Source organism: Streptomyces lacaronensis (genome assembly GCF_047337785.1).
Classification (GTDB): domain Bacteria; phylum Actinomycetota; class Actinomycetes; order Streptomycetales; family Streptomycetaceae; genus Streptomyces; species Streptomyces lycopersici.
The window spans coordinates 3,206,887-3,219,171 of the sequence record NZ_JBLHDK010000003.1; the positions used below are offsets into that span (position 1 = coordinate 3,206,887).

Sequence of the window (12,285 nt, forward strand, 5' to 3'; positions counted from 1 at the left end):
GCCTCCCTTCATTCCGCGTCGTGCGGTGAGCCGTCCCGGTCGATGAGCCCGGCCTTGCGGCAGTCATCCGCGTACTTCCTGGTGCATATCTGATCGACGCGATACAGACCGTCCTTGATGACGGTGCTCTTGATGTTGTGCGCGGTCACGGCCACCGGCTCGAGCAGCACCGCGGGGATGCCACGGGTGGTGGAGTTGTCGACCCGCTGCTTGGTGATCTTGCTGAGCGACTGTCCGTGTCCCGCCGCGATGGCCATCTCCGCGGCGGTGTACGCCTCGCGCTTGAACGGCTTGTAGACGGTCATGTACTGCTCGCCCGCGAGGATCCGCTGAAGGCCCGCGACCTCGGCGTCCTGGCCGGTGACCGGGGGGATCGGATGGATCCGGGCCGCCTTGAGGGCGGTGATGACGCCCGAGGCCAGACCGTCGTTGGCGGCGAGGACGCCGTCGATGCCGTAGGGGCCCAGGGCGGCGATGGCGGCGGACATGTTGCGGTTGGCGTTCTCCGGGCGCCAGCCGACGGTCTCGTAGGATTTGGCGATCTTGACCTTGCCCCGGAGGACGGACCGCGCGCCCCGCTCGAACCAGCCCGCGTTGGGGTCGGTGTACGAGCCGTTCATCATGACGATCCGGCTGCTCCTGGCCTTCGGGCCGAGTGCCCTCAGCAACGCCTCGCCCTGGAGCCTGCCGACGCTTCCGCCGTCGAAGGAGACATAGCCGGAGATGGGCCCCTCCGCGACGCGGTCGTAGGCGATGACCGGGACATGGGCGCGGTGGGCCTGGACCACGGAGTGACGGACGGCCTTGGTGTCCACCGCGTCCAGGATGAGCACGTCGATCCCGTTGGTGATCATGGCTTCGATCTGGAAGCGCTGGGCGGCCGGATCGTGCTGGGCGCTGGAGTAGCTCACCGTGCAGCTCGGGCACAGCTCCTTGACCCGCTGCTGGATCAGGGGCCTGTCGAAGCGCTCGAAACGGGCGATCTCGTTCTCCGGGAGCAGCAGTCCGATCCGCAGCGGCCCGCGGTGGCGGGTCCCGGCCACGCTCATCGTCTCGCCGAGCTGGGCCGCCTTGCCGCAGGCGGCGAGGGACACGGCCAGGACGAGGCCCACCGCGACGGCGACGGCCGCACGGAGGCGGTCGCGCGTACGGGAGTCCGCACGGGAACGCGTACGGGAACGCGGCGGGGGATGCGCCCGGGAACGCGTCGGGGGGTGCGCCCGGGAGCGCCTACGGGAACGGCTCATGGCCTCGCCCTCCTCCTTCTCGGCCCCCTCCTCCCCGCGGCCCCCTCGTCCCCCTCGTCCCCCTCCGTCCGTTCCTCGGGGTCCGCCTCGGGCGCCCCCTCCGGGAGCTCCGCGGGGGGCAGGGGCCCTTCCGGGGGCCCACCCCCGGGCTCCTCCCCGGGCTCCTCCCGCGGGGTCGACAAGCTGATCTCGCCCCAGACCTGCTTGCCCCCGCTCAGCGGCACCGAGCCCCAGGTCTGCGACATCGCCTCGATCAGCAGCAGCCCTCGCCCGCCGGTGGCCTCCCAGTCCACGGTCGTCGGTTTGACGGGGGTACGCGGCGAGAGGTCGTTCACCGCGATCCGCAGCCGGTCCGCGGTCAGCGTCAGATTCAGCCGGACCTCGCCGCGGGTGTGCACCAGCGCGTTGGTGACCAGTTCGGAGGTGACCAGCAGAGCCACGTCCAGCTCGTCCTCCAGCCCCCAGCTGCGCAGGGTGCGCGCGGTGAAGCGGCGGGCGTGCATCACCGCGTCGGGCAGCCGCCACACCGTCCAGCTCGCCCGGGTGGGCCGCACCCGCATCCCGTCGTAGCGCAGCAACAGCAGCGCCACGTCGTCGTCCCGGCGGCTGTCCCCGCCGAGCAGCGCGTCCGCGACCCCGCCGGGGTCGGCCGGGTCGGCGCGGGCGAGCGCCTGGCGGGCCCGGCGCACCCCGTCGTCCAGGTCGAGCCGGGCGGACTCGACCAGGCCGTCGGTGACCAGCGCGATCAGGGTGCCGGAGGACAGCCCGGCCGCGGTCATCGGGAACTCGGCGTCCACGACCACGCCCAGCGGCGGGCCGCCCTCGACGTCGAGCTCCTCGGTGGTGCCGTCCGGGTGGCGCAGCAGCGGCTGGATGTGTCCGGCCCGGACGAACCACGCCTCGCCCTCCTCCATGTCGAGGTCGGCGTAGCAGCAGGTCGCGAAGAGATCGGTCTCCATGCCGACGAGGAGGCGGTTGGCGTGCGCCACGACCACGTCGGGCGGGTGGCCCTCCACCGCGTAGGCCCGGATGGCGGTGCGCATCTGACCCATGATCGTGGCGGCCGCGGCGCTGTGGCCCTGCACATCCCCGATGACCAGCGCCACATGGCCGTCCGGCAGCGGGATGACGTCGTACCAGTCGCCGCCCACCTCCAGGCCCATCGTGGCGGGCAGATAGCGGGTGACGGCCACCCCGCCGGGCAGCTCCGGCAGCTTCCGGGGCAGCAGGCTGCGCTGGAGCATGGTGGCCAGTTCGTGCTCGGCGTCCAGGGCGTGGGCGCGCACCAGGGCCTGCCCCACCAGACCGGCTGTCGCGGTCAGCAGCGAGCGTTCCTCCGGGCCGAACTCATGCCGCTCCTCCCAGCCGATCAGGCATACGCCGACGATCCGGCCGTCCGCCGGGAGCGGGAGGACGGCGAGGCCACCGGGGCCGATACCGGCGAGCCCGGGTTCCAGATCGGCGCCCTCGGGCCAGATGCTGACCTGCCCCACTCGCACCGCCTCCGCCAGCGTGGGCAGCGCATGGCTGGGCGGCTCGGGCCATTCGGAGCGCCAGGCGGCCCGCCACACCTCGGGCCAGGCAGTGGGTTCGGCGGGGGCGAGGACGCCGACCACCAGCTGATCGGCCTGGAGCTCGGCGACCGCGAGCCGGCCCGCCCCCAGCGGATCGCGCAGTGCGCCCACTACGGCCCGGCCCACGTCGCGGACGGTGGTGGCCCCGGCCAGGGCGGCGGACAGCCGTTGCACCAGGGACACCTCGTCGGCGGTGGGCCGCAGGTACGAGGTCTCCGCGATCACGCCGAGCATGCGCCGGGGCGTGCCGTCCGCCCCCGTCTCGACCCGGGCGCGCAGGCCCAGCCAGCGCAGCTCCCCGTTGGGCCGGCGGATCCGGAACTCAAGCTGTGCGGTGCCGGAGGTCAGCAGGTCGGGCTCCAGGACCGACATCAGGGCGGGGATGTCGTCCGGGACGGCGACCGCCAGCAGGGTCTCCACCCGTCCGTCGAAGTCCTCCCCGGGGATGCCGAAGAGGTCGAGCACCTGGGTGTCGGCGATCATCCGTCCGCTGTCGAGGTGCAGTACGAACGAGCCGACCCGCAGCCGGTCCAGGGTGAGGCCGGGCAGTTCGGGCCTCCGCTGGGTGAGCACCTGCGGCCCGGCCGCCTCCACCCCGGCGGCCACGTGGTGGGCGTAGAGCTCGATGAAGCCGCGGCGGTCGGCGTCGATCCCGCCGGGTGCCTCGTCCACCACCACCAGACAGCCCAGCCCCTTGCCGTCCCCGCCGAGCGGCAGCGCCCCCAGCGAGACGCCGGGCGTGGTGGGCGTCTCGGGCGTGGTGGGCCCGATGGGGCCGTAGGCGGCGAGTTCGGTGGGGGTCAGCCACAGGGGGCGCCCGGCGCGGAAGGCGTCGGCGACGGGCGAGCGCCCGGACACGGGGTAGCGGGCCGGCAGCGCGTACGACCGTCCGGCGCCGCGCACCGTCTCGGCCAACCGCAGCTCGGCACCCTCCGCGTCCAGCACATAGACAGCCACCAACGCGGTCCCCGTGAACGTCAGCACATGCCCGGTCACAGCACGCCTGCACCGCCTCCGTGCGTGGACCGCCGGTCTCGTGGGCGTACCCGGGCCCTTGGTCGGCCTCCGCGCGGCGACCGGTCACGACCACCGGCGGGGCCTTCGCTGCCGCGCCCCCTCGAAAGGGATGGCGCCTCTCCTCAAATCATGGCACAGCGGGGTGAACCCGGCCATCCCCTCTCGGGGACGGCGGTGCTCGGCCGCGACCCGGCGGTGCGGGAGACTGGGCGGCATGGTGCGGCTGCGAGTGGTCACGACGGACGACTGGCCGCTGTGGCGGGACGTCCGCCGGACCGCGCTCGCCGAGGCGCCGCACGCCTTCAAGTCCCGGCTCGCCGACTGGCACCGCGGCGGCGAGGAGCGGTGGCGCGCCCGGCTGGAGATTCCGGGCGCCTACCACGTCGTGGCCCTGCTGGACGGCCGTGCGGTCGGGATGGCGGGCGGCATGCCCGGGGACGGGGCCGGGCGGCCGCCGGAGCTGAGGTCGGTCTGGGTCAGCCCCGAGGCGCGCGGCCACGGCGTCGGCGGCCGGCTGATCGCGGCGGTCGAGACATGGGCCCTGCGGACGGGCGCCACGGCGCTGCGGCTGGCGGTGATCCCGGGCAACGCACCGGCGATCGCCCTCTACGAGCGACATGGTTTCGCCGCCACCGTGGAGCCGGGGGATCTGCTGTCCGACGGCGTGACCAGGGAGCTGGTCATGGTGAAGGCGCTGCGGCGGAGCTGACCCCACCCACCTCGCTCGCCACCACAGTCGTGAATTCCGTTCATTGATATGGACACGCCACCGTCTCTGCCTTACCTTGACTCTTGGTCTAGACCATGATCCAACAAGGGAACGGAACAGACCGGAGGTGGGTTGATATGCCCGCATTACGCATCAGACGCTCCCCCTGCGCCAGGGCGGCCCTGGCCGTTGCCGCGCTCCTCGGAGTCCTGTCGGCGGGGGTCGCGTCCGGGGGGACGGCCACGGCGAAGGAGGCCGCGGCGTCGCCGACGGATGGCTGGACGCAGACGTCGTTCACATACTCGATGCACAAGCCGTGGAACCTCGACCTGGGCGAGCGCTACAGCTACAACTCGAGCACGAAGACCCACACCATGTGGGTCAACTCCACCGATGAGCCGCTCGAAGAGGGCAGCGACACCGATCCGCGCACCGAAATGCGGTGGAAGCAGGAGTACACCTCGGGACAGCACATGTGGGACGCCGATGTGTATGTGCCGTCCGGGACCAACGGCGCGGACATCATGCAGATCCTGCGGGTCAAGCACCCCAGCGGAACCCCGGCCACCGACATCATGTTCCGGGTGTCCAGTGAGAACGGGGGGACGCTCAAGCGCTATACGGACACGGTCATCAAGTCCGGTATCTACAACAAGTGGTGGAACCTGAAGGTCGCACACAACGCGAGCACCGGAAAGATCCAGGTCTACGCCGACGACAAGCTCGTGCTGACGGTCGACGACCGGGGACCGGCGACCCGCCACTTCAAGAACGGCGTCTATCACCACGGCAGCGGCCGGGCCGAGGCGCGGTTCCGCAACATCCACTATTGGGTCAAGTAGAGGAGTGGGACCGTGCCCAGGAATCACCGTGTGATCGCCGGGCTGTCCGCCGCCTGCGGACTGCTCCTGGCGGCGTCGGGCGTCGCGCACGCCGAGGTCGAACCGGGCGGCTGGTCGTCCGAGTCCCCGGGCTTCAAGGTCCAGGAGCGGGGGTGCGGAGAGGTCGACAACCTCACCTTCGAGCTCACCTGCTCCACCGCGAGCGGGGACCAGCGGGCCGAGCGGCGCTATGACACCTACACCGGCGGGACCCATCAGTTCGAGGGCTACTTCCGGGTCACCAGCATGGGCGGCACCCGGATCAGCCTGAAGCAGACGTTCAACGACACCGATGGGGACGCCGGTCCGTACTTCATGCTCGCGGTCGAGCGCGGCGGGCGGCTGTACGCCGTGCACGGCGGGGACACCCTGTCCAACGCGGGGACGGTCGGGGCCACGGTGCGCGTCAACACGGTGCACCAGGTGGGCAAGGAGCACCGTACGTACATCAACGGCTCGCTCAAGCACACCGTGGACAGCCCCGGCGGCAGCTTCTACGACAAGTTCGGGGCGTACCGCACCGGCAGCGGCAACGGCCCGGCCACCGTGGTGTGGAGCAACGTGAAGTTCTGGCGCAAGTGAGCGGCTCGGTACGCGCCCTGGCGGCGGCGCTTCTCGTCGCCGCCGGGCTTTCCGGAATCAGCGGGTGTGCGGCGTCCACGGAAGCGCCGGAAGCCTCGGACGCCTCCCCGGAGGCCCGGACCGGGACCGTGCTCAGCGTCACCCGGGTCTCCCCCGTCGACGCGGAGCTGAGCTGGCACGGGAAGGCGCCGGGCGCCGCGGGGCGGATCGTGGAGTTCGCGACCGAGCCCGGCGGACCCTGGACGATCCTCACCTACGCCCCGCTCGATCAGACCACCTACCGGCACCCCGACCTGATCCCGAAGACCCACTTCTACTACCGGGTGCGGCCGTACTACGGACCCGCGTCCCGGCCGGTCGACGTCGCCCTGCCCAGGGGGGCGTTCACCAAGGCGGAGCAGCGCCAGGAGCACACATGGGCGCCGCCGCGCACCATCCGGCGGGCCGGGGTGCGCACCAGCCCCGTCCGGCGGCCGTCGGCGACCCCGACCGATCTGCGCGCGACCGTCATGCACGCCAATGGCATCCGGTTCACCTGGACCGACCACGCCGAGGGCGAGCGGGGCTATCTGCTGGAGGACCGGCCCCGGGGCGGCGACTCCTTCCACCCCGTCGCCGTGCTCGACCCGGACATCAACTCCTTCGGGCTGATCACCCTGCCGAACGAGAAGCGGGCCTCCTACCGGGTCCGTCCCTTCACCTACGGCGAGCGCTCCAACATCGCCCGGATGACCACCGGCGAGCGGCCCGCCGGGCGCGGCTGAGCGCCACCGCCTCAGTCCCCGGCGCTCCCGGTGCCCCGGGTGTCCACCGGGGACGGGGCGAGCACCTCCGGCAGCGGGGTGTGCCGCGCCCCGGCGATGAGGACGTCGAAGCCCCAGGCCAGCCGGTCCTGGGGGGACCCGGACAGCAGCCGCGGGCCGAGCGCGGCGACATGTGGATGGGTCCGCGGTGAGACATCCCGCACCACCGTGGCGAGCGCCTGCCAGTCCGCCTCGCTCTGCGGGGTGTCGCCGGGGGCCCGGTGGGCGTGCTCGGCCGCGGTCGCGGTGGCGAACTGGAGCAGCAGATCGAGCAGCCACGCGGCCCGGTCGGGCTCGAGGCCGCCCTCGTCCAGCAGCGCCAGCAGCGCCTCCACCAGCTTCAGATAGTGCTTGCCGAAGGGGCGCGCCACCAGGGCGGACTGGGCGAGACCGGGGTACTCGAACAGCACCGAGGTGTACGAGGTGAGGGTGCGCACCAGCCGGTCGCGCCAGTCACCTTCCGCCTTCACCGGGCTCAGGTCGACGGCCCCGAGGAGCTCGTCCAGGACGGCCGCGTGCAGCTCGGCCATGTTGCGGACGTAGACGTAGAGCGACGCCGGCCCGGTGTCCAGTTCCCTGGCCAGGCGGCGCATCGTCACCCGCTCCAGGCCCTCGGCACGCATGAGGTCGACCGTGGTGGCGATGATGCCTTCCCGGGTCAGGGCCGGTTTCGCCGGACGTTCCCGGCGGCTCCGCGGGACGGTGGGGTGCGCTGTCATGGCGTCATCGTACCGGGCGGCGAACCCGTTCGTCACGAACATGTTTGCCACGAACGCGTTCGTCGCCCTACGCTCACCCCATCCACGGCGCACCCGCGCCGAGCCAGGAGGCCCGGGGAGGCATCCATCGCCATGTCCACACAACGCCGTCAACGCGGTGAACGCGGTCAACGCCGCATCGCCATCGTCGGAGCGGGGCCGGGAGGGCTGACGCTGGCGCGCGTCCTGCACGTCCACGGCATCCCCTCGACCGTCTACGAGCTGGACGCGTCGGCGACCGCACGCGACCAGGGCGGCACGCTGGACCTGGACGAGGAGTCCGGCCAGCGGGCGCTGCTGCACGCCGGGCTGCTCGAGGAGTTCCGGCCGCTGAGCCGCCCCGAGGGCGGGGAGCTGCGCCTGCTCGGCAAGGACGCCGACATCGGCTTCCACATCCCCCCGCCGCAGGACGGTGACGGCAACGACCGTCCCGAGATCGACCGCAGGGTGCTCAAGGAGCTGCTGCTGGGGTCGCTGCCGGAGGGGACCGTCCGCTGGGGCCGGAAGGTGAGGGCGGTTGCCATCGGCGCGGCGGGGCGGCCCACGCTCACCCTGGCCGACGGCACGACCGTCGCGGCGGATGTGCTGGTCGGCGCGGACGGGGCGTGGTCCAGGGTCCGGCCCCTGCTGTCCGAAGCCGATCCGGTCTACACCGGGGTGTCATTCGTCGACGGCCTCCTGAACGACGTGGACACCCGGCACCCGGCCGTCGCCGAACTCGTGGGCCGTGGCTCGATGTTCGCCCTCGCGGACGAGAAGGGGCTGTTCGCCCAGCGCAACGGCGGCGGCCGGATCCGCGTCTACATCGCGGTCAAGGCGCCGGAGGAGTGGAGCCGTTCGGGCCTCGTCGACCCGGCGGACCCGGCGGCGACCCGGAAGCGGCTGCTGGACCTCTTCCCCGACTGGGACGAGGGGCTGCGCGCGCTGATCGCCGACGGCGACGGCCCACTCGTCCCCCGGCCGATCCACGCCCTGCCCACCGGACACCGCTGGGACCGGGTGCCGGGCGTCACGCTCCTGGGCGACGCCGCCCATCTGATGTCCCCCTTCGCCGGGGCGGGCGCCAACCTCGCCATGCTCGACGGCGCGGAACTCGCCCTCGCCCTGGCCGCATACGACGACCTGGAGACGGCTCTGCACGCCTACGAGACAGCCATGTTCCCGCGCGCCGAGGCGGCGGCCACGCAATCGGCCGGCCACCTCGTCGACTTCTTCCAGCCGGACGCCCTGCGGATCCTGCGGGACGCCTTCACCACGATGACCGCCGGAGGTGCGGACCGATGACCACGCCCACCGAATTCGCCGAATTCGCCGGATCCACGGGGTCCACCGGATCCACGGGGTCCACCGGATCCACGGGCTTCACCGTCGAGCCCTACCCCGGTCTGCCCCTGACGGTGCGGGACGTGGGCGCGGGCCGCCCGGTGCTCGTCCTGCACGGCGGCGCCGGACCGGCCAGCGTGAGCGGTGTGGTGGACCACTTCGCCGCCACCTCCCGGGTGCTGGCGCCGACCCATCCGGGCTGGGAGGACACCCCTCGGCCCGACTGGTTCGCGGGCGTGGACGACCTCGTCGAGACGTATCTGGATCTGCTGGACGATCGCGATCTGCGCGATGTCCTGGTCCTCGGCAGCTCCTTCGGCGGCTGGATCGCCGCGGAGATGGCCGTACGCGACCGTGGCCGCCGCATCGGCGGGCTGGTCGTCATGGGCGCGTTCGGGCCCCGGCTCGAGGGGCACGAGGTGCGGTTCCCCACGGCCCCGCCCGGCCCACCGCCCGGTGAGGGCCCCGGGCCCGCCCGGGGATCCGGTGCACCGGCGCCGCGTCGGGGGCCCTCGCCCGCGGCGCTCCAGGCGCTGGCCGCCTACGCCGGGCCGACGAAGTCCGACCCGAAGCTGCTGCACCGGCTCGGCCGGGTGACGGTGCCCGCCCTCGCGGTGTGGGGCGAGAACGACACCGTCGTCCCGCCCGACTACGGCCGCGCGTACGCCGCCGCCATCCCCGGGGCGCGCTTCGAGCTGATCCCGGGCGCGGGCCACCTCCCCACCCGGGAGGCCCCGGAGGCCACGTTCGCCGCGATCGACGCGTTCCTGGCCGCCGCCGGGCGATAGGCGCTACATCTCAGCTGGGGCGCCCCAGCTCCTTGCGGAAGAGCTCCAGCACATTGCCGCCGAGGATCTTCTCGATGTCCGCCTCCGGAAGGCCCCTTCGGACCAGCGCCTCGGTCACCAGAGGCAGTCCGCGGGGGCCTTCGAGACCGGGGACCACCAGCCGGGCGTACTCGACGTCCTCGCAGCAGGGCGGGGTGGTGTCCGCGCTGACCTCCTTGATGAAGTCCGGCCCCAGACCCACATGGCCGACGCCGATCACCTCGGCGATGTGGACGATGTGATCGGCCAGCCGGTCCACCGTACGGTCGGCCGGGGCGGTGGCCAGGAACTCGCCGAGGAAGTTGACGCACACCGTGCCGCCGGTGGCCGCGATCCCGCGCAACTGCTCGTCGGTGAGGTTGCGGTGGTGGTCCAGCAGGGCGCGGGCGGAGGAGTGGGTGGCCATCACCGGACGGGTGGCCAGCTCCAGCACATGGGCCACCCCGGAGGCACCGAGATGGGAGACGTCAAAGAGGATGCCCAGGCGCTCCATCACCTCCAGTGCCCGGACCCCGGCCTCGGTGAGCCGGCTTCCGGTGGCGTCCTCACCACTGCCATCGGCCAAGGCGGTACGGCCCCAGTGGGCGAGCGAGGCGATGCGCACCCCGAGGCGGTGGAGGGTCGGGAGGAGCTCGACGTTGGCGTCCAGCCCGGGGGCGCTCTCCAGCGCCAGCACCAGGGCGATCCGGCCGTCGGCGAGCGCGGCGTCGATGTCGTCGCCGTCCAGGCACAGCCGTACCTCGTCGGCGTTGCCCTCGGCGAGAGTGTGGGCGCACTCGATCATCCGCAGCGTCTCGCGCAGCGCGCCCTCGGGGCGGAACTGGTCGTCGATGAAGACCGGGAGCACCTGGAGATCCACCCCGCCCTCGCGCAGTTGTGGCAGCCAGCGCTCCCGGAAGTAGCCCGCCCAACGGTGCGGCGGGCGGGCGGTGACGGCGATCAGCAGGTCATTGTGGGCGTCGGCGACGACGGCGCGCCGGTGGAGTGCACGGCTCATACGGACGGCGGTGGCCTTTCGTGGACCGGGGCCCCGGGCGCCGGGGTTGGAGGCGGCCATCGTGGCGTACGGGCCGCCCGCCGGTCCACGGATTTTCGTCCGGCGCCGGTCCGCACGCCGTCAGTCGAGGGCGATCAGCCCGATGGCCAGCCCCGCGCCGAGCAGCCCGACGGCCTGGGGCCGGGTGATCCGCTCCCGCAAGAACGTGAGCGCGAGCAGCACCGGCACCGCCGGATAGAGCGCGGACAGCACCACGGCGACGGACAGCAACTCCTGCCGGGTGGCGAGCAGATAGAGGATCGTCGCCAGGGTGCCGAGCGCGCCCGCCACCGCCGCCACGGCGGCCGCCCGGCGGGGCAGCCGCAAGGAGGCGCCGGTCGCGGGGAACAGCGCCAGGATGACGGCAACCGACACGGCCCGGCTGACCACCACCGGCCACCATCCGGCCGAGGCCGGTATCCGGGCGAGCGCGAAGAAGTGCAGCGCCAGGCCCACTCCGGCGACCAGCGCCAGGAGGACGGCCGGGCGCGGCCGGTCGGCGCCCTGCCCGTGCCCCGGCCGCACCTCGTGTGGCCCGCGCGGCCCGCTTGGCTCACCGCGCGAGACCAGCCACAGCGCGGGCAGCCCGAGCGCGATCCCGGTGAGCGCCGGGGGCGAGGGCCGGTCGCCGAGGAGGGCGATCCCCGCCAGCACCGGCAAGCCCACCGCCGTGACATCGCTGACCGGCACCACCACGCTCATCGGCCCCTGGTTCATCGACCAGTAGAGGCACGCCACGCCCACCCCGGTACCGAGCCCCGAAAGCCCGCCCCAGCCCAGGGCCGACGGCGGGGCAAGGGCGCCCTGGGTGAGCAGCACCGGGACCAGGCTGACCACCGTGCCGCCCGCCTGGGCGCAGGCCGCGACCGTCACTCCGTGCCGGTGGCGGGAAACCAGGCCGCTCAGGAAGTGGGTGGTGCCGAAGCAGAGCGCCGAGGCGACGGCCAGCAGCTCACCCATGGTCCGTACGGGCCCCGTCCTCGGCCGCCGCATGGGCGGCCGCCCGGTCCGCGGCCCCGACCGGGCACTCCACGCCGTCCGGGGTACAGGCGGTCCGGTCGCACAGCCGGCACATCCGGTCGGCCGAACCACTGCCCTGGTAGAGCCCGTCGAGCAGCTTCGCCAGCAGTGCGCCGAGGTCGCGGACCTCCGTCTCGCCGAGGCCGTCCAGCACCCCGGTGAGCCGGGAGGTCCGCGAGGTCAGCAGCCGGTCCGCGGTCCGTCGGCCCTTGGCGGTGGGGTGGACCCCGGTCCAGTTGCCGATTCCGCGCCGCCGCTCGACCAGGGCGTCCCGCTCCAGCCCGTCGACCATGCGCACCGCCGCGGACTGGGTGAGCCCCACCCGGCGGCCGAGCTCGGTCACGCTCACGCCGGGGTCGGCGCGGAGCACGATGAGCGCGGCGGCCGCGCTCATGCTCAGGCGGGAGGCGGCGGCCGGGGCACCGAGCAGATCGTCCGTAATCGCCAGCGCCGTGGCCCCCAGCAGATTCGCCACGCGTTCCCTGTCATCATGCATGAGTCATGCATA

Annotated in this window: 12 protein-coding genes; 6 read left to right on the forward strand and 6 right to left on the reverse strand. The window is 73.1% G+C overall.

All coding sequences use genetic code 11. The annotated features are described in order from the left end of the window. Positions 1-8: 8 nt before the first annotated feature. A complete protein-coding gene (locus ACMTAK_RS13555; protein WP_413806472.1) occupies positions 9-1,247 on the reverse strand; it encodes a sugar ABC transporter substrate-binding protein in 1,239 nt (412 codons plus the stop codon). Then, positions 1,244-3,817, reverse strand: a complete 2,574-nt coding sequence (locus tag ACMTAK_RS13560) for a SpoIIE family protein phosphatase (RefSeq protein ID WP_413806473.1) — start codon at positions 3,815-3,817, stop codon at positions 1,244-1,246. The genes ACMTAK_RS13555 and ACMTAK_RS13560 overlap by 4 nt, the downstream gene beginning before the upstream one ends. Before the next feature lie 235 nt (positions 3,818-4,052). Between ACMTAK_RS13560 and ACMTAK_RS13565 the strand changes: the two genes are divergently transcribed. From ACMTAK_RS13565 to ACMTAK_RS13580, 4 genes are all read left to right on the forward strand, one after another. Further along, positions 4,053-4,547: a GNAT family N-acetyltransferase gene (locus ACMTAK_RS13565; RefSeq protein ID WP_413806474.1), complete on the forward strand. Its 495-nt coding sequence runs from the start codon at positions 4,053-4,055 to the stop codon at positions 4,545-4,547. A 137-nt stretch (positions 4,548-4,684) separates the two neighbouring features. Beyond that, positions 4,685-5,389 carry a cinnamyl alcohol dehydrogenase gene (locus tag ACMTAK_RS13570; protein ID WP_413806475.1) on the forward strand — a complete coding sequence of 235 codons (705 nt, stop codon included), beginning with the start codon at positions 4,685-4,687 and terminating at the stop codon, positions 5,387-5,389. Between the two features lie 12 nt (positions 5,390-5,401). Beyond that, the gene (locus tag ACMTAK_RS13575; protein WP_413806476.1) at positions 5,402-6,010 is read left to right on the forward strand and encodes a hypothetical protein; all 609 of its coding nucleotides are present in this window, start codon (positions 5,402-5,404) and stop codon (positions 6,008-6,010) included. Continuing rightward, positions 6,007-6,774, forward strand: a complete 768-nt coding sequence (locus tag ACMTAK_RS13580) for a fibronectin type III domain-containing protein (protein ID WP_413806477.1) — start codon at positions 6,007-6,009, stop codon at positions 6,772-6,774. The genes ACMTAK_RS13575 and ACMTAK_RS13580 overlap by 4 nt, the downstream gene beginning before the upstream one ends. Positions 6,775-6,785: 11 nt before the next feature. On the opposite strand, the gene ACMTAK_RS13585 is transcribed toward ACMTAK_RS13580, so the two are convergent. Continuing rightward, positions 6,786-7,532, reverse strand: coding sequence for a TetR/AcrR family transcriptional regulator (locus tag ACMTAK_RS13585; RefSeq protein ID WP_413806478.1), 747 nt, complete (start codon positions 7,530-7,532; stop codon positions 6,786-6,788). 132 nt (positions 7,533-7,664) lie between these two features. Here ACMTAK_RS13585 and ACMTAK_RS13590 point away from each other — a divergent pair, with 132 nt between their 5' ends. Together ACMTAK_RS13590 and ACMTAK_RS13595 are read left to right on the forward strand one after the other, a co-directional pair. Then, entirely contained in the window at positions 7,665-8,855 is a 1,191-nt protein-coding gene (locus ACMTAK_RS13590; protein ID WP_413806479.1) for an FAD-dependent oxidoreductase, read from the forward strand. Beyond that, positions 8,852-9,682, forward strand: a complete 831-nt coding sequence (locus ACMTAK_RS13595; RefSeq protein WP_413806480.1) for an alpha/beta fold hydrolase — start codon at positions 8,852-8,854, stop codon at positions 9,680-9,682. Before ACMTAK_RS13590 ends, ACMTAK_RS13595 begins: the two co-directional genes overlap by 4 nt. A gap of 10 nt (positions 9,683-9,692) precedes the next feature. Here ACMTAK_RS13595 and ACMTAK_RS13600 read toward each other — a convergent pair whose 3' ends face one another. The 3 genes from ACMTAK_RS13600 to ACMTAK_RS13610 form a co-directional block, all read right to left on the reverse strand. Continuing rightward, a complete protein-coding gene (locus ACMTAK_RS13600) occupies positions 9,693-10,718 on the reverse strand; it encodes a dipeptidase (protein WP_413806481.1) in 1,026 nt (341 codons plus the stop codon). A 120-nt stretch (positions 10,719-10,838) separates the two neighbouring features. Next, positions 10,839-11,717 carry an EamA family transporter gene (locus tag ACMTAK_RS13605; protein WP_413806482.1) on the reverse strand — a complete coding sequence of 293 codons (879 nt, stop codon included), beginning with the start codon at positions 11,715-11,717 and terminating at the stop codon, positions 10,839-10,841. Beyond that, positions 11,710-12,273 carry a MarR family winged helix-turn-helix transcriptional regulator gene (locus ACMTAK_RS13610; protein ID WP_413806483.1) on the reverse strand — a complete coding sequence of 188 codons (564 nt, stop codon included), beginning with the start codon at positions 12,271-12,273 and terminating at the stop codon, positions 11,710-11,712. The genes ACMTAK_RS13605 and ACMTAK_RS13610 overlap by 8 nt, the downstream gene beginning before the upstream one ends. Positions 12,274-12,285: the final 12 nt, after the last annotated feature.